Origin of the sequence: Streptomyces sp. ISL-36, assembly GCF_018614205.1 — a bacterium.
Classification (GTDB): Bacteria; Actinomycetota; Actinomycetes; order Streptomycetales; family Streptomycetaceae; genus Streptomyces.
In genome coordinates this window covers 1-23,801 of record NZ_JAGGOS010000048.1, presented here as the reverse complement: position 1 = coordinate 23,801, position 23,801 = coordinate 1, and the positions used below count along the sequence as shown (strand labels likewise).

At 69.5% G+C, this 23,801-nt stretch carries 24 protein-coding genes, 1 tRNA gene and 1 other RNA gene; 7 read left to right on the top strand and 19 right to left on the bottom strand.

Annotated elements, in window-relative coordinates:
- Positions 1-2 precede the first annotated feature (2 nt).
- The 7 genes from J7E93_RS13330 to J7E93_RS13300 all read right to left on the bottom strand — a co-directional run bounded on the left by J7E93_RS13330 (position 3) and on the right by J7E93_RS13300 (position 5,279).
- Positions 3-530 (bottom strand): ATP-binding protein, encoded by a 528-nt coding sequence (locus tag J7E93_RS13330; RefSeq protein WP_215068822.1) that lies wholly within the window; start codon positions 528-530, stop codon positions 3-5.
- 118 nt (positions 531-648) lie between these two features.
- Entirely contained in the window at positions 649-1,386 is a 738-nt protein-coding gene (locus tag J7E93_RS13325) for a methyltransferase domain-containing protein (protein ID WP_215068820.1), read from the bottom strand.
- Positions 1,387-1,446: 60 nt separating this feature from the next.
- Positions 1,447-2,841, bottom strand: a complete 1,395-nt coding sequence (locus tag J7E93_RS13320) for a hypothetical protein (protein ID WP_215068818.1) — start codon at positions 2,839-2,841, stop codon at positions 1,447-1,449.
- Positions 2,842-2,843: 2 nt separating this feature from the next.
- Positions 2,844-3,608 carry a hypothetical protein gene (locus J7E93_RS13315; RefSeq protein ID WP_215068816.1) on the bottom strand — a complete coding sequence of 255 codons (765 nt, stop codon included), beginning with the start codon at positions 3,606-3,608 and terminating at the stop codon, positions 2,844-2,846.
- Positions 3,609-3,647: 39 nt separating this feature from the next.
- Entirely contained in the window at positions 3,648-4,232 is a 585-nt protein-coding gene (locus J7E93_RS13310; protein WP_215068815.1) for a hypothetical protein, read from the bottom strand.
- A 157-nt stretch (positions 4,233-4,389) separates the two neighbouring features.
- A complete protein-coding gene (locus J7E93_RS13305) occupies positions 4,390-4,689 on the bottom strand; it encodes a hypothetical protein (protein ID WP_003955012.1) in 300 nt (99 codons plus the stop codon).
- A gap of 80 nt (positions 4,690-4,769) precedes the next feature.
- Positions 4,770-5,279 (bottom strand): nucleoside-diphosphate kinase, encoded by a 510-nt coding sequence (locus tag J7E93_RS13300; RefSeq protein WP_030344300.1) that lies wholly within the window; start codon positions 5,277-5,279, stop codon positions 4,770-4,772.
- Between the two features lie 408 nt (positions 5,280-5,687).
- Between J7E93_RS13300 and J7E93_RS13295 the strand changes: the two genes are divergently transcribed.
- Positions 5,688-6,341: an NUDIX hydrolase gene (locus tag J7E93_RS13295; RefSeq protein WP_215068813.1), complete on the top strand. Its 654-nt coding sequence runs from the start codon at positions 5,688-5,690 to the stop codon at positions 6,339-6,341.
- Between the two features lie 2 nt (positions 6,342-6,343).
- Entirely contained in the window at positions 6,344-6,757 is a 414-nt protein-coding gene (locus J7E93_RS13290; protein ID WP_215068811.1) for an NUDIX hydrolase, read from the top strand.
- 141 nt (positions 6,758-6,898) lie between these two features.
- Here J7E93_RS13290 and J7E93_RS13285 read toward each other — a convergent pair whose 3' ends face one another.
- From J7E93_RS13285 to J7E93_RS13265, 5 genes are all read right to left on the bottom strand, one after another.
- Entirely contained in the window at positions 6,899-7,228 is a 330-nt protein-coding gene (locus tag J7E93_RS13285; protein ID WP_215068809.1) for a hypothetical protein, read from the bottom strand.
- Positions 7,229-8,042: 814 nt separating this feature from the next.
- Positions 8,043-9,755 carry a relaxase/mobilization nuclease domain-containing protein gene (locus J7E93_RS13280; protein ID WP_215068807.1) on the bottom strand — a complete coding sequence of 571 codons (1,713 nt, stop codon included), beginning with the start codon at positions 9,753-9,755 and terminating at the stop codon, positions 8,043-8,045.
- Complete coding sequence (locus J7E93_RS38045; protein WP_215068805.1) at positions 9,752-10,312, bottom strand: MobC family plasmid mobilization relaxosome protein; 561 nt, start codon at positions 10,310-10,312, stop codon at positions 9,752-9,754. The genes J7E93_RS13280 and J7E93_RS38045 overlap by 4 nt, the downstream gene beginning before the upstream one ends.
- 206 nt (positions 10,313-10,518) lie before the next feature.
- Entirely contained in the window at positions 10,519-11,874 is a 1,356-nt protein-coding gene (locus tag J7E93_RS13270; RefSeq protein WP_215068803.1) for a hypothetical protein, read from the bottom strand.
- Between the two features lie 251 nt (positions 11,875-12,125).
- The gene (locus J7E93_RS13265) at positions 12,126-13,655 is read right to left on the bottom strand and encodes a DnaB-like helicase N-terminal domain-containing protein (protein ID WP_215068801.1); all 1,530 of its coding nucleotides are present in this window, start codon (positions 13,653-13,655) and stop codon (positions 12,126-12,128) included.
- A gap of 274 nt (positions 13,656-13,929) precedes the next feature.
- Here J7E93_RS13265 and J7E93_RS13260 point away from each other — a divergent pair, with 274 nt between their 5' ends.
- From J7E93_RS13260 to J7E93_RS13250, 3 genes are all read left to right on the top strand, one after another.
- Positions 13,930-14,472, top strand: coding sequence for a helix-turn-helix domain-containing protein (locus tag J7E93_RS13260; RefSeq protein ID WP_215068799.1), 543 nt, complete (start codon positions 13,930-13,932; stop codon positions 14,470-14,472).
- 141 nt (positions 14,473-14,613) lie between these two features.
- Complete coding sequence (locus tag J7E93_RS13255) at positions 14,614-14,910, top strand: helix-turn-helix domain-containing protein (RefSeq protein WP_215068797.1); 297 nt, start codon at positions 14,614-14,616, stop codon at positions 14,908-14,910.
- Complete coding sequence (locus tag J7E93_RS13250; RefSeq protein ID WP_215068796.1) at positions 14,907-16,673, top strand: tyrosine-type recombinase/integrase; 1,767 nt, start codon at positions 14,907-14,909, stop codon at positions 16,671-16,673. Before J7E93_RS13255 ends, J7E93_RS13250 begins: the two co-directional genes overlap by 4 nt.
- Before the next feature lie 43 nt (positions 16,674-16,716).
- Here the strand turns inward: J7E93_RS13250 and J7E93_RS13245 are convergent, their stop codons facing one another.
- The 7 genes from J7E93_RS13245 to J7E93_RS13215 all read right to left on the bottom strand — a co-directional run bounded on the left by J7E93_RS13245 (position 16,717) and on the right by J7E93_RS13215 (position 22,178).
- A complete protein-coding gene (locus J7E93_RS13245; RefSeq protein ID WP_215068794.1) occupies positions 16,717-17,280 on the bottom strand; it encodes a hypothetical protein in 564 nt (187 codons plus the stop codon).
- Positions 17,232-17,777: a hypothetical protein gene (locus J7E93_RS13240; protein WP_215068792.1), complete on the bottom strand. Its 546-nt coding sequence runs from the start codon at positions 17,775-17,777 to the stop codon at positions 17,232-17,234. Before J7E93_RS13240 ends, J7E93_RS13245 begins: the two co-directional genes overlap by 49 nt.
- Entirely contained in the window at positions 17,762-18,766 is a 1,005-nt protein-coding gene (locus J7E93_RS13235; RefSeq protein WP_215068790.1) for a nucleotidyltransferase, read from the bottom strand. The genes J7E93_RS13240 and J7E93_RS13235 overlap by 16 nt, the downstream gene beginning before the upstream one ends.
- 157 nt (positions 18,767-18,923) lie before the next feature.
- Positions 18,924-19,946: an ImmA/IrrE family metallo-endopeptidase gene (locus J7E93_RS13230; RefSeq protein ID WP_308368489.1), complete on the bottom strand. Its 1,023-nt coding sequence runs from the start codon at positions 19,944-19,946 to the stop codon at positions 18,924-18,926.
- A complete protein-coding gene (locus tag J7E93_RS13225; RefSeq protein WP_308368487.1) occupies positions 19,943-20,704 on the bottom strand; it encodes a hypothetical protein in 762 nt (253 codons plus the stop codon). The genes J7E93_RS13230 and J7E93_RS13225 overlap by 4 nt, the downstream gene beginning before the upstream one ends.
- A 223-nt stretch (positions 20,705-20,927) precedes the next feature.
- The gene (locus J7E93_RS13220) at positions 20,928-21,869 is read right to left on the bottom strand and encodes a hypothetical protein (protein ID WP_215068786.1); all 942 of its coding nucleotides are present in this window, start codon (positions 21,867-21,869) and stop codon (positions 20,928-20,930) included.
- A gap of 221 nt (positions 21,870-22,090) precedes the next feature.
- Positions 22,091-22,178 (bottom strand) — tRNA-Ser (locus tag J7E93_RS13215).
- A gap of 119 nt (positions 22,179-22,297) precedes the next feature.
- Between J7E93_RS13215 and ffs the strand changes: the two genes are divergently transcribed.
- An RNA gene (ffs, locus tag J7E93_RS13210) (signal recognition particle sRNA small type) lies at positions 22,298-22,396 on the top strand.
- Positions 22,397-22,536: 140 nt separating this feature from the next.
- On the top strand, positions 22,537-23,801 hold a 1,265-nt coding region (locus J7E93_RS13205; protein ID WP_215068784.1), incomplete at its 3' end, for a DNA polymerase III subunit gamma and tau.

The window sequence follows — 23,801 nt, the reverse complement described above, 5'->3', positions numbered from 1 at the left end:
GGCTAGAGCTCGCGTAGGCCCGTCAGGACTCGACCGATGAGCATCGGGGCAGCCTGCCGGCCACCGAAGCCTGGCTCCCCGAGGGTGCTGCTGGGACGAGCGGGAACCTCTGCCCAGACCATCTTCCCGGGGTGTGGCTGTGTGGGGGAGTAGCCCCAGCGGTTGGCCATGGTCTGGATGAGGACGAGTCCGCGGCCCCCGGTGGCGCTGGCGTCACTGGTGCGAGGTGCCGGCGGTCGAGGGTCGGGGTCACTGACCGCGAGGATGATGCCGCCGTCGGTGGGCCAGAGCATGAGCACGATCGTGCCGATGCCGACGGAATGAGCGGTCGCTTCAGACGTCGTCGTGGGGCGTGCGTGCTGGATCGCGTTGGTGGCCAGCTCCGAGACGAGGAGCCGGGCGACCTCGATGCCCTCGGCAGGGAAGCGCCAGCGCTGGAGGATGTCGACGGTGTGGCGACGGGCCCAGGCGACGGCGTTGGGGGTGGCGGCGAGGGTCAGTTCGCTGATGGATGGGGGGACCTGGTTCATGCGGGTGGCTCCCTCGGCGGCGTGGCCGGGCGGGTGCGGCGCTTTGGCGTGGGTGGAGGCCCGCGAGGCCGGGACGGCTAGGGACGGGGCGTCTCGGCCTCGCGGGCTGCTTGAGGGGCTACTTCGTAGCGACGACGTAGACGCTGCCCCAGCGGCGCTTCGGGTTGGCCATGGTGGGGTCGAAGGTCCAGGGCTCGATGGTGGTGAAGCCGGCCTCGGTGAAGAGCTGGACGAGCTTCTCGTGGTCGTAGGCCCACAGGTGCGGGGTGTAGGTGGGGTCGTCGTCCTGGTCGCGGAAGACGAGGTTCACGAGGTCGAGCCGCGTGTTGATGTTGCCGCGGCAGCCGCGCTTGGCGTACCAGCGCTCGATCGTCTCGTCGGTGGCGTCCAGGGGGCCGGGGTACCTGCTGAGGGCGAAGGCGGCGTCGGGGACGCCGGTGATGATCCGGCCGCCCGGCACGAGGACTCGGTGGGCCTCGCGGACGTAGTGCTTGGCCGAGCGTGGGTAGTCGATGTGCTCCAGGAAGTGCTCGGAGAAGATCTCGTCGGTGCTGTTGTCCTGGAGGGGGATGCCCTCGCGGATGTCCCAGAGGAGGTCGGCCGGAGGGACGAGGTCGATGTTGAAGAAGCCGTCGATGCGGTGGGCTCCGCCGCCGATCTGGACCTTGGCGGGCTTGTCGTCGATCCGGCCGTTGGGCCAGGCGCGCCGGCTGGCGTGGTGGTAGCGGTGGAGCTCGATCTCCTTGGCAGCGGCCCGGAGGGTGCGGGCGAGGCCGTGAGTGGTGGCGGGGTCGGCGAGGACGGAGGCGATCTGCTCGCCGAGGAGGTCGACGGAGGGCATGCCGGAGGGACTCATCACGGATCTCCTACGTGTGAGGTGGCTCGGGGTGGGGTGCGCCGCAGATGGCGGCGGTGATCAGGCGGCGCTGGGCGCGGGGGCGGTCCACTGGTTGTTGCGCATGAGGGTGTACTTGATGTCCACCAGCCGCGGGGCGATGGTCAGCGCGAGCTCCTCGGCCGGGTGGAGGTGGCCCGTGTCGTCCTGCTCGGCGCGCCAGACGCGGTAGTCGAGGTTGGGGTAGGCCGGGTTGATGCCGATCTCGCCCTTGGGCATCGTGCCGTTGAACGGGGCGACGATGTCCATGTGGTTCCAGTAGTTCCAGGCTTGCAGCGCCTTGTGCTGGTCGAAGTAGAAGTAGAAGTCGGGGTAGCGGCCGAAGGTGCGCAGTTCCCGGTGGATGAGGTGGCCGAGGAGCGGTCCGAGCTGGGTGGCGAGGGAGTCGAACTCCCAGCGCGTGTGGTGCCAGGCTTCGGGGGCGTCGCCGGGCGCGAAGAGGCGGGCGGCGACGAGGTAGCTGATCCGCTCGACCAGGTACGCGCTCGCGTGGCTGGTGTCGATGGTCGGGTCGACTCGGTGGATGAGCGCGGCCAGCTGCTTCGGACGGGGACGGAACCTCGCGAGGTCGAACTTGCCGGCCATGGCGGGGAAGGAGGCGAACAGCATCTCCTTGTACAGCCAGTTGTTCAGCTCGCCGAGCTCGGCCAGGCGCCGGGTGTGGTGAGACGTCGAGTGGAGCATCAGATACTCGGCGACCGCTTCGAAGTACAGGTAGCCGAGGATCGGCAGGCGGGGAATCGTCTCGTCGAGCAGCTTCAGGAACGGCTCGGCGTCGACTCGGCTGCCCTGGTAGGCGATGGCGGCAGCGGTGGCGAGGAACGCGGCCGAGTTCTTGACGCGGCTGACGACGCTCTCGCGCAGTTGGTGCCGCTCGTTCTTGCTCAGCAGGTATTCGAGGTGGCTGTAGATCTGCAGGTGGATGAGGCCCAGCCGCAGGTAGTCCACGCCGGCGAGCCCGCGGTACGCCTGCGGCGGGGTGTCGATCTCGAAGATCAGCGGGGTGGGGACGCGGTCGGTGACGCCGAGCTTGGCCAGGAAGGCCGGCGCTTCATTGGTCAGGATGTAGGCGCCGAGGTTGTGCATGCGGAAGCCCTCGCCGGTCGCGGTGAGCGGCGCGCAGTAGATGCTTCCGACGAGGCAGCCGCCCGACGGGTAGAGCACTCCCTGCCGACTGATCTCCTCCAGGGCGTGGGTGACGTGCAGCAGGTGCAGCTTGACGTTTCCGCTCAGGGCCTCGAAGAGGGCGTTCTGCCGCAGCAGGTGGCCGTTCGGGGTCTCCTCGGCGAGGCGCCGGTCCCAGCCCGCGGCCTGGGTGGCGAGCGGGTCGGTGTGGTCGGTCGGGCTGGGGATGAGGGTGGAGTCGAAGAAGGCGTGGGCGTCGGCCCACAGGTGGTAGGCGTCGAGGAAGTCCATGGTCAGACCAGGCCCTTCTCGGCGAGCGCGTAGCGGACGGCTGCGGTGCCGCTGGCCCCGGCGAGGTAGGCCCGCTCCGAGACCAGGACCAGGTCGAAGGCGAGGCCACGCAGCTGGTCGAAGGCGGGCTCGCGGACATACCGGGAGTCCGGCCACCACTTCAGCTTCGGCAGGCGGTAGCGGTCCAGGGCATCGGCGGCCTTGACCACGTCGGTGATGCGCTCGGCCCGGGCGTGGTTGGACTTGTCGTCCGCGGTGAACGCCTCGTACGGGACGTCATGCAGTCGGACGGCGGTGGCCGCCTGCACGATCCGCCGGGGTGTGGCGGCGAGGCCGAAGTGGCCCCAGACGGTGTCGGCGTTCGCGGCGAGCCAGATGGCCGCGCGGGCGCCATGCCCGCGGTCGTCCTGGTCGTGGCGCCGCTGGCAATCGTGTACGGCGGCGGCGAGGATCGCTGCGGCGGTGTCGCCTTCGTCGAGGCCGTTCGCCTCGGCGAGGACGGCGGCGAGCGCCGCCGTCCTCATGGCGTGCCGGACGCCGTGGAGCGACGTGTACAGGCGGGGATCCGCCCACCACCGGGTAGGCAGACCGCTGTGCGCGAGCAGCTCCTTCGACTGCGGGCGCAAGGCCGACTGCGGTGCTGGCGGGAGGTCGGGCCTGTTGTCGCTGATCCACGCGATGGTGGCGTGGTCCATGTGCTGGTGGAGCGGGAGCTGCCCTCGGGCAGCCAGGTCGATCAGACTTGCGGTCAACGGGGTCGTGCTCACTCGTGCCCACCCCCTTGGTGGTCTCCGCGGTGATGTTCCCTACCGGATCGGTGCGGCCTGCTGCTCGCGCTCCTTGCGCTCCTGCTCGGCGGCCTCGAAGGCTGCGGTGAAGTCGGCCAGCTCCTGCTCCGTCATCAGGGTCACGCCGAGCGTCGTGGCGACGTCGGTGATCTTGGCCTCGGCCTCGGCGCGGGCGGCGTCCGAGGCGCCGTCCTCCAGCAGGACCTCGAACTCGGCGTGGTAACCCCACGCCTCGCTCCACTTGACCGCGATCTCGACGTCGTCGAAGCGGAAGTTGTGACGGAAGTTGAACGCCTCGTGCATCGCCGTCTCGAAGCCGAGGGCGTTGAACACCTTCACCGCGGCGGGAACGTCGGCGGGGGCGATGGCGAACTCGGTCTCCGCGAAGGCCGCGCCCTGCCCGATCTTGCTCCCCTTGAGGGTGATCTTGGCGGTGCCGGCAGCGGTGTTGTCGGTGACCTTCAGGAGCTGGTCGGGCAGCACGTAGAAGTAGATGTGCTTGTCGTCGGGGCCCAGGTCCTCCCCGTCCGCCTTCAGGCGGGTGACGAGCTGGTCGTGGACCTCCTTGGTGAAGCGGGCGCGCATCTCGATCTCGACGGCCACGGTGCTGCTGCCTCCTCGTTTCAGGCATGGCGAAGCCAGCCGGACCCTGCCGCGAGGGGCCGTCCGGTCAGGCGATCGCTATGGGATTGGTGGTCGAACGTGGGGTGATGCGGCCGATGCGGGTGCCGGCCGCATCACCCCGGTGATGCGGCGGGTGTCAGCCGAGGGTGCCGAAGCGCTCCTCGACCACACCCGAGTGCAGGTACGTCGGCAGCTGGACGCCTCCCACCGACGTACGGCCGGTGGCGACCTGCTCCTCCGTCTCGCTGGGGAAGCCCTCCAGCAGACGCAGGCACTGCTGGGCCCATTCCTGCGACGCGGGCCAGTCGCCCAGGTCGCGGTGGCGCACGGCCAGGGCGTACGCGGTCTCGGTGGCGGCCCACCGGTCGGTCGCCAGCTCACGCTGGAAGATCGACTCCAGCTCGTCGGTGGAGGCCAGGCGGGTCTGGTTGGTCATGGTGCCCTCTCGGTTCAAACGGTCGTGCCCCAGTGGTGATCAACGCCCTGGCGCCCCCGCGGTGACGCCGTGACCCGCTGCTAGTACGTGTAGATCTCAGCCAGCGTCTTGTAGTCCTGCAGCTCGTCCTTGTCGAACCACAGCTCCACCTCCTGCTTGGCCTCCTCCGCGTTACCGGAGGCGTGCACGAGGTTCGCGACCGCCTTGCCCGAGGCGATGCTGGCCGCCGCGCTGTAGTGCGAGAAGTCGCCCCGCACCGTGCCGGCCGGAGCCTGGTTCGGGTACGTGCTGCCGACGATCTTGCGGACGGTGGCGATGGCGTCGAAGCCCTCCAGTACCAGGGCGATGACCGGCCCCTGCTGCATGAACGTCGCCGTGAGGTTGTAGACCTCCGAACCCAGCCGTTCTTCAAGATCGAAATAGTGCTTGCGGGTGAACTCCTCGTCCATCCACTTCATCTTCGTGCCGACGATCTTCAGCGCGGCATCCTCGAATCGAGTGATGATCCTTCCTGCCAGGCCACGCGCCAGCGCATCGGGCTTGAGCAGGACGAGCGTGCGCTCGACAGTGTGTGCCTGAACCTCGGCCATTGACTCCCTTTCGCCTTGCTAGCAACCGAACATGACGGACGATCAGCCGTCATCCGCTGAGGTTACCGGCGCTGGCAGGGAGGTTCGGGCGTGCGGGCAATGCCCCGGACGGGCGAATGCCGGCCAAGGTACGGCTGATCAGCCCAACGAGAGGCCCGATTCGGCCAACTTCTCTGTCTCCACTATCCGCTGGGGGTACGCACCTAGAATCTCCCTGTGGTCGTCTGGCGCTTCCGCGCCTCTCGTACGCCTCCCAGGGACTGAGCCTTCGGCGGGTGATTCCTTGGCCCCTGGTGACTCCGATTCTTCCGGGGCTCTTCTCGCGTGACCATGAAGTGCCAGTGCAGTGGGAGTGCACTTTCGGCGCGCGGATTCCTGCACCAGGGCGGCGACGAGGGGGGCAGTCTTGTGGACGTGATCGAGCGCTGGAGCGGCCGGTACGCCTGCCTGCTGCAGTCCGCCCTACGGCTCGGCAACGAACAGTTCGCCGCTCAGCTGGGCATCGCAGTGAGGACGGTGGCCGCCTGGCACTCCGACGCATCCGTCGTGCCTCGCGGGGAGATGCAGCAGCTCCTCGACACGGCCTATGAGCGGGCTCCTGAGGCTGCGCGACAGCGCTTCGCGCTCCTGCTGGCGAAGGAACGGGCCCCAGCGGACTCGACGCCGCCCGGCGCGCAGGCGCTGCGGGTGGCCATCGCGGTGGTCGTCCGCGACAGCGATGTCCTCCTGGTGTGCCGGCGGGACGACGACGCCGCTGGAATCACGTGGCAGTTCCCGGCCGGGGTCATCAAACCGGGCGGCAAGGCGGAGACCACCACCGTGCGGGAGACCTTGGACGAGACGGGTGTCCACTGCGCGGTCCGGCAGCACCTCGGGAACCGCCTTCACCCCGTGACCGGCGTGCTGTGCGAGTACTTCCTCTGCGAGTACCTGGCCGGCGAGGCCACGAACAGCGACGCGGCCGAGAATATCGACGTCATGTGGGTCCCCAGAAACGCGGTGCCTCGCTTCATCCCCGTCGATACGATCTTCCCACCCATCCTGGCCGTCCTGGAGGAGTAGACGTGACGAACCAGAACGCGGACGAGCGCCCGGGTATCGCCGCCGCCATCGTCGTGAACGAGGGCCGCGTGCTGATGGTGCGCCGTCGGGTCAGCGAGGGACAGCTCTCCTGGCAGTTCCCGGCCGGAGAGGTCGAGCCCGGCGAGGCGCGCGAATACGCCGCTGTGCGGGAGACTCAGGAGGAGACCGGGCTGACCGTGGCGGCCGTGAAGTTGCTCGGCGAGCGTGTCCACCCGAAGACGGGCCGGTTGATGTCGTACACCGCGTGCGAGGTGTTGGGCGGAACGGCCCACGTCGCGGACACCGAGGAGCTGGCCGAACTGGCCTGGGTCGCCCATGGCGAGATCCCGGAGTACGTGCCGTACGGACTGTTCGAGCCAGTGCAGGACTACCTCGACGCGACCCTCCTTTCCTGAGCGGCCTTGGGCCACAGCAGTGCATGCAAGGGGCGCATCGTCGTTGTCGGGGCTCGGACCGAACGGTGGAGCACGGCCGGTGGTCGGGGAGGGCTCCCCGACCACCGGCCGCCGTTTCTATAGGGGGCAGTGCCTGTGCGCTCAGTCCTTGTTCGAGCGGAGGCGGTGAGCGCCCGCAGCGACGATGGTCTCCAAACGGCCGTACTTGAGCATGTCCTCGTGGGTCATGAAGGGGATGAGGGCTTCACGGTGCGGAATGACGTACTTGAACAGAAGCTCGGCCATTTCGTGCGCGGCTGCTTCGGCCTCGGCTCCGGCCTCGGGGTTGTGTACGTGCACGCCAGCGGCCTGGAGCTCTTCGAGGGTGGCGTCATCGGCGAGGGCCTGTTCCTCGTCGGTGAAGAGGCGTCCGTCGAGGTGGCGGAAGGTGCGGGTGCCCGGGCGGCGGTTGAAATTCGTGTCGAACAGCAAGGCCATGATGTGGGGCCGTGGGGTGGATGCAGGCATAAGGGATCTCCATAGCGGGGCGGGAGTGGGTGCTGATATGCCCATGGTCTGGAGAATCCCCGGTTAGCCTAACCGGGGATCGTCGGCTATGTTTGTCCGCTCGGTTTTGCGGTTCAGCGTCGCCGAGGGCAGGTTCCTCACGGCTCAAGGTCGATTCCGTCGGGAATGCCACCAGCGACGGATACGAGCGGCCGGCCTGCGCCAGGCATCGAAAAGCTCGTCCACGTCGCGGCCGAGCTTCGCTGCGAGGCCGAGGGCAAAGCTGAGCAGCCCAAATGCTGTGAAGGCTCCGAGGGTGACCTTGTCCAATGTCCAGCCCTTCTAACAAGGCCGGACCGAACACGCGCGCGCTCAGTCCGGCCACCAATAGGTGACGAACTGAGATCGCGCCGGTGTAGCGACTCAGGTAGTGCTCCCGGTTGCGGACCGGGTCTTCCTTCGCTTCGGGTCGGGACAGACCTGCGGTTGCTCTCCGCAGGAGAGGCGCGGCAAAAACTCCTGGGTCGCCACCGGACAACCCAGAGTGGGCCCAACTGTGGGCCCCACCTCTAGCACCCTTCCGGGTGCCCACTGCCACCGGGCTGCCGCCCAGCAGCTAGGACTCTAGCGACAAACCGCGCACCGCGCGGCCCAGTCACACGATTGGGTGGGAGATTCGTCAGGGTGGGTTCCTCGCTCCCGACTTGCGGGACCGGTACCCCGCGGGTCGGCTGCCGTAGTGCGTGCTGCAGGCGGGGACTCGGTTGTTCGGCGGCGGCCCGGGCACCTTCCGGGACTGTCAGCGGTGCCGACGGCGTTGATCGGCGGAGGCCGTGGGGGTCGTGGCAGGGAGGGGGTTTCGGACCTGAGGTCCGCTGGGCGCGGGCGCCATGGTGGAGCGGCTGCGGGCGGCTTCGGCGCGGGGGTTGGGGGCGGGGTTGCGGCTGGTGTGCTGGATGCGGGTGATCAGGACGCGGGCCGGCTGGCGGGCGGTGGTGAGTTCGCGCTGGGCGGCGGCCTCCTTGAGGAGCTGGTGGGGTTTGTGACCGCCGGCTTCGGCATCGGCGAGGACGGTGGCGAGGGCCGGCCAGGCGGGGTCGGTGAGGATGTGGTCGGCGTGGTCGGGGACGGCGGCCCGTACGTCGTGGGCCAGGGTGCGGCTGGCCTGGTTGCTCGGCTGACGGACGGCGAGGCAGCTGAGGACGGGTGTGAGGGCCTGGTCGGCGGCGGCCTGGAGGTGGTGGAGGGTCTGGCGGGCGGCTTCGGTCTGGTGGGCGTGGTTTTTCGCCTCGTGCCAGCGGGCGGCGACGATCGTGGCCCAGACGAGGGCAGCCAGCAGAGTCGCCAGGGCACTTGCGTCGGGGCCAGTGGCGGTGTGGACGAGGTCCCGGGCCGCCTTGCGCAGGGTGGTGGCCGCCTGGTTCTCGGCTCGGATCTGGGAGCGCTGAGCACGGGCGAATGCCCGTGAGGCCGCTCGGAGTTCGGCGTGGAGGTGGGCGGGGGCTTTCTGGGCGGTGGCTTCGATGAGGTCGCCGAGCGCGGTGATGTGGGCCTGGGTGTGGGTGTCGTCGGCCATCCCCTGGTGGAGGGTGTCGAGGGCGTCGATGGCCTGGTGCCAGGGGGTGGCGGGCTGGTCGCGGCGGGCGGTGGGGTGCTCCTCTGGCGCGGTGGTCTCCAGGCGGGCCTTGAGCTTGGGGAGGGTGAGGTCGGGGGCGATCTTTCCGCCGGGGTGGAAGATCTGTTCGCCGTCCTTGTTGAGGTCGCCGGGGCGGCCGACGGCGTAGCCGAGGAGGTCTCCGGACGGTCCGCGGCGGGGTTTGACCGCGATGCCCATGGCTTCGAGATAGGCGAGGAGTTCCTCGGCGCTGCTGGCGTGGGGGATGGCGGCGCGGATGCGGTCCTGGAGCCAGTCGCGGCTCGTCTGATCCCAGCCGAGGCGCTGGGCCTTGTGCATCTCGGCCTGGGTGGGCCGGCGACCGGCGGTGCGGTCGCCCTTCTTCAGCCGGCGCAGGCCGTAGTCGGTCTCGATCTGGCGGCAGGCGTCGCCGACGCGGATGCCGCTGTCGTGGAGCCTGGGGCGGCGGCCATCCTCTCGGACGGTGATGGCGAGGATGTGGATGTGGTCGTCCGCGTGGCGTACGGCGATCCACCGGCACGCCAGGTCGTCTCCGGGCGGGGCGATGCCGGCGGCCTCGACGATCCGCTGGGCGATGTCGGCCCACTCCGTGTCGGAGAGGCGACGGTCCTCGGGGGCGGTGCGGACGGGGCAGTGCCAGACGTGGTCGGTGACCTTCTTGCCGAATTCGCTGTTCCGAAGATGGACGGGCTTGTCGAGGTGGCGGGCGAGCTCGGTGAGGGTGGCGTCGGGGTCGCGGCCGGGGTCGGGCATGCCGAGCATGGCGAAGCCGGCGACGATGTGCGGGTCGGTGTGCTCGTCGTGGCGGCCGGGGCCGTAGAGGTAGGCGAGCAGGCCGCGGGTGTTGGACCCGGCCGGTTTGATGGCGGCGATCACGCAGCCTGGTCCTTCCTGGAGTCGGTGGGTTCGCGCAGGGCCTCGGCGATCAGCTCCAGCAGGCGGTGGAGCTCGTCGAGACGGTGGCGGATGTCGGGCGGGGTGAGGTCGCTGTTGAGGGCGCGGGCGATCTGGTTGACGTTGACGCCGATGCGGTTGAGCTCGCGCAGCACCTGGGCGCGGAACATGTGGGTGCGGCGGCGGTCCTCGGACAGCGGCAGGTTCGCGGTGAACCGACCGGTGATGAAGGCGAGGACGATGTCCGCGGCGATGCCGGATTCCCCCTTGTAGCCGTGCTCGGCTGCGGCCTCCTGGAGCGCGTTGTGCTCGTCGTCGGTGAACCGCAGCGGTCCGACGCGGACGGTCCGCTTGGTGCCGGTGAAACGGCGGATCGCTGGCTGCACGCTCTGCACCGGTCGCTCGCCGACCGCCAGCTCGGCGGTGGGTGCGGGGCGGAGGACCTGCTGCTGGACGGCGTGCAGTTCGTCCGGGTCGGGGCCGCCCTCGGTCCCGACCTCCTGGTCCGGCGCCCCCTGGCGTCGGGCCGTCTCCGCCACCCCCGGGGTGGAGATCCCCGAAGACCGGCCTTGAGTCGGACTCGGGGTACTACTGGCTCCGCCAGGAGCCGTCCGTCCGAACGCCAGCCGCAAACGCCCCATCAGCGTAGGTGACTTTGTCAGCGTCGTCAGTGCGCCAGGGGTGTCGGTGTCGTGGGGGTCGTGCGTCACGATCGGGATCTCCGGGACGTTGGTCGAGGTGCCCGTCAGCGGTGGCGGGAGGGGTTCAGTTCGGCCTTAACCTCGCGGGCGATGACGCCGGCGGCGTCGCTGGCGACGGTGTATCCGTCTCCGCGCACGGTGTCCTCTAGGAGGTCGCGGGACAGGCTGCCGTGCTCGTCAAGGAGCCGGTGGGCGTAGTCGCGAAGGATGTCGTCGGTAGCGCGCGGCTTGCCGCTGACCCGCTTCGGCTTCGGCTTGGGGCGCTTGGTCGGTGGGATGTGCGAACCGCTGCCCGTGGATGGCGGAGCCACCTCTTGCGGGCGGGCTGTCGTTTTCGGGCCGGAGCGGGCGGTGGGATTCGGGCGGGCGGATCGCGGGCGGGTGCCCGGGCGGGGTTCCTCGTCGCCCGGATCTGATGGGTGCGGGCGGGCGAGGTCTTCTGCCCGCCCGTCGCCGCCCACCCACCCGTCGCCGTCCGCCCGGCAGTGGTCGGGCTGTCCTGCGGGCGGGCTGGCGGGCTGCCCGGCGGGCGGAGTCCAGCGCCCGGGCAGGTCGATGGTGGCCAGGGCGGCTGCCTGGCGGCGGGTGGCGAGCTGGCGCAGCAGCTGCTCGTTGCGGCGCGGGTCGGCGTCGATACCGGAGCGGGCGAGGGCCTTGGACAGGCGGCGAACGGTGCGCCGGCCCGCCCATCCGGCCCGCTGCTCAGGTGTCATCTCGGCGAGGCGGGCGGCCAGAGCGACGGCTCGGTGTGTGGCCCGGTCGCGGACGATCTGCGCGGCGCCCTGGTCCTGCTCGACGATCCCCAGGCGGGCGAGCAGCCGCTCGCGGGCCTGCCGCGTGAGAACGGCGGCGAGCCCGCGGGATGCGGCGTCGGGGGTCCGCTGGCGGAGCTCGATGCCCATGGCCAGGTGCCACAGCACAGCAGCCATCACCGGGCCGGTGAAGGCGCGCACGGTGCCGCCGACCGGGCCGGCCTCGGCGAAGGCGGGGATGGTCTGCATGGCGGTGATCACCCAGACCAGAACTCCGGGCAGGCCGGCCGCCTGCTTCGGCCCGTGCAGGTTCTGGCGGGCCATCAGCGCCATCGAGAACAGGGCGAGCTCGGCGGCGGCGAACATCGCGGTGCGCTCGGCGGTGTTGCGCATGTCGAGGTAGTGGGCGGCGAACCGCCAGCTCGTGTCCGCGCTGTAGGCGGTGCACACGAGTGCCGCCACGGTCGCTGTGACGACGGCGGCCGAGGGGCGCCGCTTCCGATCGCGGGTGTGGTGTTGGCTGCGTCGCGTCTTCAGGCCCCCGAGCAGTGCGCCGGCGGCGACGGCCAGGACGGCCACGGGCACGAGCGGATCATCGCTGAACGGGAGCGAAGCGGTGGCGAGCATGTCGGTTATGGCAGGGGGCATGTACGGGGCTACTCCGGGGAGAGTGAGGAGGCGATCACGGCGTTCACGGAGGGGGGCGTACACGCGGGCCCCCTTCTAAAGGGGGCCCCGCGCGTGATCGCTTGGGTGCGTGTACGGCGTGGACGGTCGCGTGATCGCTCTACCTGCGGTTTTGCGGTGAGCGTGTGCGCTGTGAGCGATTCGCGGCGGTCTGCGGGCGCGAGGGCCGCGTGTACGGTCGCGTGAACGCTTTCGGGTGTCGGTGAGGGGGTTCAGCCGACGGCAGTGAGGTGGCGGGCGGAGGCGTAGTAGCGGGCCTGTCGGCCGCCTCCGGCCCCTCCGGCCATGCCGTCGGCCTTGGTGGCCAGGCCGCTGTCGACGAGGCTGCCGAGATGGCGCCGTGCCTTCTCGATGTCGGCGCGTTCGGGGTCGCCGCCGCCGATGAGGATGGCCGCCAGCTCGCGTGCGCTCAGCCCATTGGGAGCGTTGCGCAGCAGGGCGGCAGGGTCCTTGGTGGGGTCGACGGTGGTGGTGCCGCGCACGTGATCGTGGGTGACGTCCAGGGGGCCGACTTCACCGGTGGAGGTCTTGAGGTGGTGCAGGGTGACTGCGGGGTCGCCTGCCCGGCCGGTGACGAACAGGACGCTGCCCGCGCCGGAGGTGTACCAGGTGGAGCCGTAGACCTGGTCGAGGCTGGGGCGCTGGCCGCGCGGCGCGTCGGCGGTGGCCTTGCGCTGGTGGTGCAGCTCCATGATCTCCACGCCGTTGCGAATGGCGCGCATGCGGGCGTTGTGGAAGGCGACGGCGAGGCTGTCGTCCACCATCGTGCTGACCGCGTCCTTGAGGCTGTCGATCACGATGGTGTCGGCCTGGTGGGCGGCGGCGAGGTCGGCGAGGAGGTCGGGCTCCTTGTCGAGGGTGGCGGGCAGCGGACCTTCCCAGACCACGAGCCGTTCGCGCAGGATCTTCTCGTCGGTGGGGAAGACGCGGCGCGCCATGGCCTTGGCGATCTGCTTGGGGCGGTCCATCGCCAGGTAGAGCACGCGCCTGCTGGGGGCGACGGGCATCTCCAGGACGGTCTCCTGCAGGCCGATGCGAGCGAAGATCACCTGATGGGCCAGGGTGGTCTTGCCGACGCCTGGAGCTCCAACGATCATCAGGCTCTCGCCGGATGCCCAGACGGTCTTCTCTCGGGTGCCCCACAGGGGCTCGGTGTCCGCGCCGCTCTCCTTGACGAACGACCACCCGTCGGTGATGAACCGCGAGAGTCGTCCCTGCCCCGAGGCCAGGGCGCGCTCGCGCTCGGCCCGGACCTCGGTCTCGACCTCGCTGCGGATGACGTCAGGGTCCGCTCCGGGCTCCATGGCCCGCTGCACCGTGCGCAGGCCCGAGGCGCGCAGGCGCCGCAGGTCGGACATCCGGCGCACGATCCCCGCATAGTGGGTGGCGCCGCTGACCGAGGGGGCGGCGGAAGCGAGCCGGTGCACGTATGCGGCGCCGCCGACCCGCTCCAGGTCGTCCTGCTCGCGCAGCCGGTCGCAGAGCATGATCGGGTCGGTGGGCTTGTCCTCGCCGCGCAGGGCGAGGACCGTCCGCCAGACGGTCTCGTGCGCCGGCCGGTAGAAGTCCGGCCCGTCGAGCAGGTTCCGTACGGCGTCGACCACTGCGGAGTCGTGCATGCACGCGCCCAGCACGGCGGCTTCGGCGTCCGCGTCGTGCGGCGGCACGGCGGTGAAGTCGTCGAAGGGGCGCGGGCGGCTGTGGTCGTCGTGGTGTGGCGCGGCAGGACGGGATTCGTCCATACTGGTCACTGAGCTCCTCACTTGCGGGCCATATGGGACGGCGAATCCCAGGTCACGCAGGTCGATCGTTCAGGGATGGGCGGTTACGAGGGTTCGAGCTTGGCCCCCGGTGTTCGTAGCACCGGGGGCTTTTTGCGTTCACCCCCGTGCGGGGGCGGACGACCCACACTACCTGACGTTTTCGGCAGCGCAATGGTTGCATTCGGCTCCGCAATAGTGTTTCCTTGGATCATCGCCCCGGGTGTCCCCTGGGCCTGACCGAGGAGGTGGAGAGATGAGCAGCGAGGAAGGGGCGGCCCGCGCCGGCCCGGACCGGCCCTTGCCCGAGGACTACGTCGCCCAACGGATCAAGCTCGAACGCGAAGCCCGCGGCTGGAGCACGGTCACGCTCTCCGAGCGGATGGCGGAAGCCGGCCACCCCGTCAACCAGGCCGCCATCTGGCGCATCGAGAGCGGCAAGCCAAGACGCCGCGTCAACCTCGACGAGGCCATCGGCTTCTGCAAGGTCTTCGACCTCGACATGGACGAGCTGACCAGCCCGCCCGGGCAGATCGCCAACGCCCACGTCCGCAGGCTCATCGCCGAGTACGTGGGTAACTACAAGCAGCACCTCGCGGCCCGCAAGGAGATGCGCCGGATCCAGGGGCAGCTGCAGGAGTACACCGACGCCAACCCCAACCAGGAAGACCTGGTCAAGGGATTCCTGACGCACGAGCTCGCAGTCGCCTCCAACGGCGAGTTCCATCGCCACTTCCCGCCGTCGAAGCTGATCAGCTACCTCGGCGAACACGTCAACGACATCACCCCGAAGGACTGACCGGCCCGCCGTCCCCCGCTGCTACGAACAGCAGGGGCCGACCCTCGCCGCGTACGCCCCATCGCACAACGCCCATCCCTGAACGATCGCGGCCAGCAACGGGATTCGCCGTCCCACGCTCGGCCAGAGAAGGAATTCCCCTTGCCCGAAAACGGTCTTCCGCTTGCCCAGATAGCCCGCCTCCTGGACGTCCCCGAGGACGCCCTGCGCACCCTCATGGCCGAGCGCTGGCCCACCGGCGACGCCACGCTCGTCGCGCTCACGGTCGAGGAGGCCGCCCGCCGCCTGGGCATCGGCCGCACCAAGCTGTATGAGTACGTCTCCACCGGCGAGATCGCCTCGGTCAAGATCGGCAGTCTCCGGCGCATCCCAGCAGAGGCGGTGAACGACTTCCTGACCCGCCAGCTCGGCGCGTCGGACTTCGGGACGGCCGCGTGAACGAGTCCCGTACCGCCAAGTCCCGCCAGCCCAACGGCGCCTCCTCGATCTTCCAGGGGAAGGACGGGCGTTGGCACGGCTACGTCACCGTCGGAGTAAAGGACGACGGCACCCCGGACCGGCGCCACGTCAGCCGCAAGACCCGCCCCGAGGTCACCAAGGTCGTCCGCGACCTGGAGCGCCAGCGCGACAAGGGGGCCGTCCGCAAGGCCGGTCAGTCCTGGACCGTGAAGACGTGGCTCACCCACTGGGTCGAGAACATCGCCGCCCCACACGTCTCGGAGAACACAATCGACGGCTACCGCGTCGCCGTCTACCACCACCTCATCCCCGGCCTCGGCGCCCATCGCCTGGAGAAGCTAGACCCCGAGCACCTGGAGCGCCTCTACAAGAAGATGCAGGAGAACGGCAGCGCCGCCGGCACCGCCCACCAGGCCCACCGCACGTTCCGCACTGCCCTCAACGAGGCCGTGCGCCGCCAGCACCTCACCACGAACCCGGCCTCCATCGCCAAGGCCCCCAAGGTCGAAGAGGAGGAGGTCGAGCCGTACACGGTCGAGGAGGTCCAGCGCCTCCTCGCCGAGGCTGGCAAGCACCGCAACACCGCCCGCTGGGTCATCGCGCTCGCCCTCGGCCTGCGCCAGGGCGAGGTCCTCGGTATGCAGTGGGACGACGTCGACTTCGAGCTCGGCGTCATTCGCGTCCGCCGTGGCCGGCTGCGGCCCCGCTACAAGCACGGCTGCGGCGACCGCTGCGGACGAAAGCCCGGCTTCTGTCCCCAGAAGATCAACACCCGACGCGAGACGAAGAACGCCAAGTCCCGCGCCGGCCAGCGCCCCATCGGCGCGCCCGACGAGCTCCTCCAACTCCTGCGCCAACACGAGGAGGAGCAGGCCCGCGAGCGGGCCCGTGCCCGTGACCTGTGGACGGAGAAGGGGTACGTGTTCACCTCGCCCACGGGCGAGCCCCTGAACCCGAACACGGACTATCACAAGTGGAAGGAGCTCCTGAAGGCCGCCGGCGTTCGCGATGCGCGCCTTCACGACGCTCGCCACACAGCGGCGACGGTCCTGCTGATCCTCGGGGTCCCCGACGCGGTCGTCGACGCCATCATGGGCTGGGAGCCCGGCAAGTCCGCCCGAATGCGCCGCCGCTATCAGCACCTGACCAGCCGCGTCCTCAAGGACACCGCCGCCAAGGTCGGCGGCCTCCTGTGGGGCGCGGACCAGACCGCGGGCAGCGCTTCGTCGGAGGCCGGCCAGAGTCCCATCCCCGCCGAGCTGGTGGTCAACGTTGCCCGCCTCGGCGAGCGGCGCGTGCCTTTCCTCTACCGGGAGCACGCCGACGAGGTCGTCGCCCGGTGGAGCGAGGACTGGCCTGACCACACCGCCGAGGTCGAGGAATGGGACCGCTGGCGCTGGGAACACCAGGGCCCCGGCGGCGCAAGCGCCATCCGAGACCGCGTACCGGAGCGGGCTGTGATCTTCCACGCCCGGGCCCTGTTCCTCCCCGGCGGGGAACGCGCGGCGACCGACCTCCCGGAGCAGTGGTCGGTGCCGGCCTGGGACTTCGAGACCGACCGGTACACCGACCGCGCCTCGGCCTGGCGCACGGCCCGACGACCCGGCACGGGCCAGGAAGTCGAGGCCCAAGTGCGAGGCAGGGACAAGGACGCCGTAGAGGCGGCCTTCGCCGAGGCGTGTGCACAGGCTGTGGACCGTGCCCGGAACCCGGGAAAGTACGGCGACACCGACGACTGGTAGCGCACTGACGCCCTCCTGGTGAGGCCCGCGAAAGCGGGGGTTGCTAAGGCAGGAGCCCGCTCCTCTTAAAGAGATGGCGGAGGAGCCAGGAGGGCATGAGGCGGCGAAGCCCGAAGCGGTAGGCGAGAGCGCGCTCCATCGTGGTGGCGAGGTGCTGCTGGTTACCCACCCCGAAGCCGCCCAGGTTCATGCCCGCGGCTGTGGTGACGGGAGCCGCGTTCCAGGCGTCAGCGCAAGCCTGCTTGAAGGGGGCGTCGAGCTGAGTAAGGCAGTGGTCGAAGACCTCGCTGAGCACAGTGCTTTCCGTTGCGATCCAGGCTCGGGTCTCGGCGAGGCTTTCTTGGAGGTCGTGTCCAGCGGCGGCCAGAGTGGTGAGGACCTCCGGCTCGTCGCTGGTGCGGCGGCGTATCCGGTAGGGGTACTCGATGCGAGCGACGAGGAGTTTGACGGCGGCGGCATAGCGGTCGCGGCGGATGGTGGCGCCGGTGCGCAAGCCGGTGAGGACGTGTCCGAGGGCTGCTGCGACGACGGAGGAGCCTAGGACGAGGAGGACGGCCGTCATTGTTGTGGACGTCGCTGGGGGTGCGGTGAGGGGTGCCGAGCCCATCGGCGAGCCTCCTGCTCTGTCTCGGGGGTGCGCAGCGGGTGGCTGCCGTGGGCGGGTTGACCGTGCGGGGCGTCTTCAGCTGGCCAGGTGCCGGTACGACGCCAAGCCTCTTCGTATAGCAGATGCCGGTGGACGAGCGTGACCAAAGGCTCGAGACCGTCCTCGGGAATCCACCGCAGGGCAGCATCGTCGCTGGGGTACTGCAGACACAGGTCCTGCAGAGGTGGCGGGTTGCGGTGCTTGAAGGCACGGTTGGCGGAGACGAGGGGGAAGGCATGGACCGTGTGGTCGGGGCGGATGACCACGCGTACGCGCTCGACCGGATAGTTCTCACGTTCCAGGGCGGGGAGCGGGCGAAGGGTGAGTTCGAGCAGCGCCGATCCGCCGGGGCCAGTGCGGCCGATCGCCTGCTCCACGCCGTAGACGGTGCTGGCGTGGAGCAGGTGGTTCGCGGCTTCGGCAGGGGCGGCGAGAACCTGGTTCAGCGGGTACGCCATGACCGGACCGGGCGAGAGGGCTGCTGACCGCGCGGCGAGGTGACGGCGCGGCCGGTGGAGGTGATGCTGCCGGCTGTCAGGGCACGCAGCGCATCGGCGGCACTCTGAGTCTCGCCGGCCGGGAACGGGGTGCCGAGCAGGTCGTGCCAGATCTCGATGGCGGCGGCGTGTTGCCCGTCCTCTTCCAGACGCCGCGCCTCGGCCGCCCGGCGAGCAGCGGTGGCCAGGGCGGTGGAGTAGGCCGTGCGCTGCGCAGTCGTCCAGTTAGCGGTGAGGTCGTCGACGCCGGTGGGGTCGAGCACCGGGCGTGTGACCGCTTGGGCAGCGTGGGCGAGGGTTACGGCTAGGGCCTGCGAGTGTTCGAGCGGTCCGGTGACGGCGTCATAGGCGAGGGCTTCCCACAGAAGACCGCAGGTGTCGCCGAGGATGACGTCGTCCTTCTTGTAGGACTTCAGCATGCGGACCTGGTGAACGAACCGTCCGCCGGTGGCCTGGTTGCGAGTGCTGATGATCCCGTTGAGGGTACGGGTGTTGGACCACTCCCAGGTGTCATTCTCCCGGTCGGCGATGTAGACGATCTCGCCGTCATCCTCGTCGAGCGCGGGTACCAGGTCGAAAGTGAAGTCGAGATCCGGGAAGGTGACCTGGAGGGCGTGGGCCGGGGTGTCGTCCACGTCGAACTGGGCTTCGGGATACTCGTCGGCAAGAGCCTCGCGGATGAGGTGCATCGCATGGGCGGGACCACCGGGCCGGCGCAGGATCTCCTTCAGCCGCGGGTGCATCCGGATGACCATGTCGACGTCCTTGAGCGGCTTCAGCATGGTCTTGCGAGCGAAGCTGCCTTGCAGGAAGGTGCCGATGGACAGACCGGCGCTCACCAGGAGGTCGGTGATGTCGTTGTGCCGCTTCTGGGCGTTCTTGCGTTCGTGGGCGTCGAGGTTGAGTTCCTCGTCGTAGGCGTCGAATGCGCCCTTCGTGCTGCCGTTCATAGTGCCGTTGTGCTCGTTTCTGCCGGCCTCGGAGAGCGTGGTGCCCGGTGCCGGCGCCGCGGTTCTGAATGTTGTGGTGCGCCTGGTGCGGGCGCCTTCACTGGGGACAGACGACGTAACTCGGCAGTAGAGGGAGGCGTGGGACCGAGGGTTCAGTTCAGTCGCAATCGCGGCAGCGCGCACTGGCGCCGTCGAACATGGCCAGAGGGTGTACGACGAAACAGGCTGTGCACTGCCGCTCGGAAACCTTGCGGTCGCAGCCACATCGACGGCAGTCGGGGCACGGGGCGGACTCGCAGCGGGCGCAAGCGGGGGCGTAGGAGGTGAAGTCCTCCCCACAGTGAGCGCACGTGTACTCGGTGGGCTCGGGCCCGGTCTGCCGGGCGGAGGGCGCAAACGTTTTCCAGGGGGCGAGGTCGGTGACGGCGATGGCGAGGAGGTAGCCGCCCATTTCTGCGGTCTGTAGGTAAAGCTCCTCGCCGAGGATCCCGTCGCGATAGGCAAGTCGTCCCCGTCCCTCGGTACGGCCGCAGCCGGACAGGGCAGTACGGAGAACCGGGACGTGACTCTGGTCACTGCCGCGGCGCAGCGGGGGCAGCCCGTGGGAGGCAGCGAAGGCCAGGGCTCCGTCAGAGTCGATAAGCAGGACATGGCCGGGGGCGGGGAGGCGTTCGCTGGCTTTGACGCATGTCGCCATGCGGGAGGCGTTGCTGGACCGCCACAAGGCGACAGCGGCGTCGGCGGTAGGTCCAGCCTCAGTGATGTGCTGATCGGCGAGCGTCTGGGGCAGGAGGATGTCGGCGGCGAAGGCGTCGCACGCCGATTCCTCCAGGGTGGTGCCACCGTCGGGCTGGTCGAGCAGGACGTCCATGAGTTCCACCATGGTCTGCTGCAGGTGGTGGCCCAGCTCATGGAGCGCGGTGAAATCGCGGCGGGCCAGTCTCGCGGAGGCGGCGACCGCGAGGACAGCAGGAGTACCGGCGAAATAGGCGCCGGAGACGCTGCACCCCTTGCCGGATCGCGCGTCGGGTATCTCCCTGACCTCCAGATCAGGCCACTGGCGCAGCTCGTGCAGGGCGCTGGCGCCCAGCCGCTGAATGGCATCGGCGTGGTCGCGATGCAACACGGTCAGCATGGCCTGGGCCTGAGCTCGTGCTGCGGCGCGACGGAGATAGTTCACTGTTGCCCCCCTTGACTGAGGTGGACGTCGAAAAAGCGGTCCACGCGGGCGGGCCAGTCCGCCTCGGCAGGGCGTTCCTGCCTCGCTGCCAGGGCAAGGGTGGCAAAGAGCGCCTGCTGGCGAGCGTCGTCTTCGGTGGTGTTGGTGAGCTGCGCGAGGCGACGGATCTGCCCACGCCGAGCCGGACGGCTCAGCTCGTGGACCAGATCATCAGGAAGTGGCGGATTGGCAGCCAGAACGTCATCCAGAGGAAGCCCCAGGACCGGTGCGAGGAGGCTGGCCTCGCGCGGGGTGAGCGGTGTCCTCGCACGTAGAAGGGCGAGGGCGCGGGGTGGCTCAATGCCCAGGTGCTGGATCAGGCCGGCGGGTCCCAGGCCACGCTGCTTCAGCAACACGGCCAGGTCGCCGCTGCCCTGTGGTGCCCAATGCGCCAAAGTGAGCACGTCCATGGTGTCAGCCAGGACGGCGCGGAATTCGGACGCCTGCGCTGCTGCACTGGGGATGGGGCTGCCGTAGCGATACTCGGTCGCAGTCGGGGTGGGAGAGCCTTCGGCGTCCAGCGGGACGGACAGCTGGCTGACCTGCCGGTCCAGGACACACCAAGGCAGGCGGCTGGCCAGGCCGCACCACAACGCCAGGGGCTGGTTCAGGGTGGAGGCTGAGGCTGGCAGCAGCAATGTTTGCGAGTCGTGGAAGCGGGTCTCCAATGAGACCGGCAAGGCAAAGACGGTGGTGGCATCTACCGCGGTGACGGCCACGATCTCGACGACGTCGTCCCATACGGCACGCCAGATCTGCCCTGGACAAGGGTCCCCAGGGGGGGCTGCTGTTGTGGCGCGGACCACTTCTGGAACGGCCAGCCGGGCTGTCGCAGCGCGCAGCCGCTCGTATGCGCTGCTCGATGGCTGACTCATCGGGCGGCCCCCAATTCCTCACGGCGGTCTGTTTCCACTATGGACAAACGACGTCACTCGCCGGACGTCAGGGGGGTTCCTCGCCCCGGCGCAGCAACGCTGCGACGACGTCGCCCGGGTCGCTTCCGTCGCTCGTCAGCGCCAGTCTGAGCTTTTCACGCAAGGCGTCCATGATCGCTGACGCCTGGTGGCGTCCAAGTCCCAGCAGATTGGCGACCTCCGTTGGAGCGTCGTCAAGGTGAGGCAGAAGTCGGCGCTCCTGTTGGGACATCGCCTGCCAGATTTCCCCCGCTACAGTCTCTGCTGCCACCGGATCGGCGTCCTTCGCCGAGTCGGCGATGGAGTTGATGAGGATGCCCTCGTCCGCGTACAGGGGGGTGAACTGGGGAGGCGTGAGCAACTCGAAGCGGGCTTCGAGCACCTTGGCGAGATCCTCCTCCCGGACCGCTCCCCCGGCGGCGTCAAGGATCGCAATGAGTACCGTCATCAGGGCGTGCACGGTCTGCTTCGGCGTAGGCCCGGAGTGATTCCACGCGGTGATCCACACCCCGTGTACGCCCCAAGCGGCCTGGACCAGTTCGTCGAGATCGCCCTGCCAGACGGCGTCGGGCGGATGCGAGACCAGGGTCCAGCGAGGCGAAGCCCCAGGTACCTTGCGGAATCGGTCATCCTCGTCAAGGCGCGAGGCAAACCGTCGACGCAGTTTCCCTCGCTCGGTGCCCTTTGCCTGATCGATCAGGAAGTACCTGATCGATGTGAAGAACATCTTCTCCAGGGACGTGTCGTCGACCGTCTTCAGGAAGCAGTTCAAAAGGAACTGCTCCTCCTTCTTGCTGATCATCTCGAACAAGAGCTCGTCGACGGCCTCGTCGGTCCAAGAGTTGTGCCCGTCGGGCGGCGGGAACCCCTGAGTCCGTGCCACTTGACGGCCCACGCGCCGCAGCAGCTCAAGGCCAAGATCGCCTAGCTGGCCAAGTCGCGCCAGCTCCTCATGTGCCCCGCCCGCCATCAACCACCCCGCCTGACCTCGCGGACGTCTCGTCCGCACAGGCTTCCTCCATACACCCTCTCCCGGCCAGCGGTAACCCGCCGCGCCGAGGACGAGCGGCATGGGCTCCTCGCCGCTCCGGAGGTGCTTCCCGGAAGGAACTGCAACCAAAACTGCAACCACGGAACGACGAAGGTCCCGACCGCTCAGCGGTCGGGACCTTCGTTTCGGCTGGTGAGCCGTGGCGGAGGATACGAGATTCGAACTCGTGAGGGGTTGCCCCCAACACGCTTTCCAAGCGTGCGCCCTAGGCCTCTAGGCGAATCCTCCGCGGCAAACAATACAAGACGTTGAGGAGTGCTCGCGAACCTGATCCACGACCGATCCACCTCGGGATTCCGGGACCGGCCCCGGGGGATCGTCAGGGGTCCGGGATCGGGTACCCTGGGCGCAGCCCCTCACGTGGCGCTATCTGACTGAACTCCCCCAGGGCCGGAAGGCAGCAAGGGTAGGTCGGCTCTGGCGGGTGCGTGGGGGGCGCTTGCGTTCCCGGCCGATGCCCCGGCCCGGCGACCCTGCTCGATGCCCCCGGCCTGATGCCCCCAGCCCGATGCCCGGCCCCGGTTTCCGGTGGTCCCGGGTTTCCGGCGTTCTCGGGTTGTCGGTGGGCGCCTATAACCTCGTATACGTGTCGTCTCTCGCGCTGTACCGCCGCTACCGCCCCGAGTCCTTCGCCGAGGTCATCGGGCAGGAGCATGTCACCGACCCGTTGCAGCAGGCCCTGCGCAACAACCGGGTCAATCACGCGTACCTCTTCAGCGGTCCCCGTGGATGTGGCAAGACGACCAGCGCGCGCATCCTCGCCCGCTGCCTGAACTGTGAGCAGGGTCCTACGCCCACGCCCTGCGGGGAGTGCCAGTCCTGCCGTGACCTGGCGCGGAACGGGCCGGGGTCGATCGATGTCATCGAGATCGACGCCGCTTCGCACGGTGGTGTGGACGACGCCCGTGACCTGCGGGAGAAGGCGTTCTTCGGGCCCGCGTCGAGCCGGTACAAGATCTACATCATCGACGAGGCGCACATGGTCACCTCGGCGGGCTTCAACGCCCTGCTGAAGGTGGTCGAGGAGCCGCCGGAGCACCTGAAGTTCATTTTTGCCACCACCGAGCCCGAGAAGGTCATCGGGACCATCCGGTCGCGGACCCACCACTACCCCTTCCGGCTCGTTCCCCCCGGCACGCTGCGGGACTACCTGGGAGAGGTCTGCGGACAGGAGGGCATCCCCGTCGAGGACGGGGTGCTGCCGCTCGTCGTGCGCGCCGGTGCCGGCTCCGTGCGTGACTCGATGTCCGTCATGGACCAGCTGCTGGCCGGCGCGGCGGACGACGGTGTGACATACGCCATGGCGACGTCACTGCTCGGGTACACGGACGGGGCGCTCCTCGACTCCGTCGTGGACGCTTTCGCGGCCGGCGACGGGGCCGCCGCCTTCGAGGTCGTGGACCGCGTCGTCGAGGGCGGCAACGATCCGCGTCGCTTCGTCGCCGATCTGCTGGAGCGGCTGCGCGATCTGGTGATCCTCGCCGCCGTGCCCGACGCCGCCGACAAGGGGCTCATCGACGCCCCGGTGGACGTCGTCGAACGCATGCAGGCCCAGGCCTCCGTCTTCGGAGCCGCCGAGCTGAGCCGGGCGGCCGACCTCGTCAACGCGGGGCTGACCGAGATGCGCGGGGCCACCTCGCCGCGGCTGCAGCTGGAGCTGATCTGCGCGCGCGTGCTGCTGCCCGCCGCCTTCGACGACGAGCGCTCGCTGCAGGCCAGGATCGACCGGCTCGAGCGCGGTGCCGCCACCGCGCCCGCGCCGGTCTTCACGACCGGTTCGCCCGCGCCCGCGATGGCGTACGTCCCCGGTCCCGAGGCGCACACCCCCATCGCCCCGCCCCCGCCCCCGCC

Coding starts and splice junctions, on each gene's coding strand:
- J7E93_RS13220 (WP_215068786.1), bottom strand. CDS start 21,869: ATGGCGGGCGGGGCACATGAGGAGCTGGCGCGACTTGGCCAGCTAGGC.
- J7E93_RS13270 (WP_215068803.1), bottom strand. CDS start 11,874: ATGCCCCCTGCCATAACCGACATGCTCGCCACCGCTTCGCTCCCGTTC.
- J7E93_RS13265 (WP_215068801.1), bottom strand. CDS start 13,655: ATGGACGAATCCCGTCCTGCCGCGCCACACCACGACGACCACAGCCGC.
- J7E93_RS13320 (WP_215068818.1), bottom strand. CDS start 2,841: ATGGACTTCCTCGACGCCTACCACCTGTGGGCCGACGCCCACGCCTTC.
- J7E93_RS13260 (WP_215068799.1), top strand. CDS start 13,930: ATGAGCAGCGAGGAAGGGGCGGCCCGCGCCGGCCCGGACCGGCCCTTG.
- J7E93_RS13330 (WP_215068822.1), bottom strand. CDS start 530: ATGAACCAGGTCCCCCCATCCATCAGCGAACTGACCCTCGCCGCCACC.
- J7E93_RS13300 (WP_030344300.1), bottom strand. CDS start 5,279: ATGGCCGAGGTTCAGGCACACACTGTCGAGCGCACGCTCGTCCTGCTC.
- J7E93_RS13305 (WP_003955012.1), bottom strand. CDS start 4,689: ATGACCAACCAGACCCGCCTGGCCTCCACCGACGAGCTGGAGTCGATC.
- J7E93_RS13325 (WP_215068820.1), bottom strand. CDS start 1,386: ATGAGTCCCTCCGGCATGCCCTCCGTCGACCTCCTCGGCGAGCAGATC.
- J7E93_RS13235 (WP_215068790.1), bottom strand. CDS start 18,766: ATGAACGGCAGCACGAAGGGCGCATTCGACGCCTACGACGAGGAACTC.
- J7E93_RS13245 (WP_215068794.1), bottom strand. CDS start 17,280: ATGGGCTCGGCACCCCTCACCGCACCCCCAGCGACGTCCACAACAATG.
- J7E93_RS13240 (WP_215068792.1), bottom strand. CDS start 17,777: ATGGCGTACCCGCTGAACCAGGTTCTCGCCGCCCCTGCCGAAGCCGCG.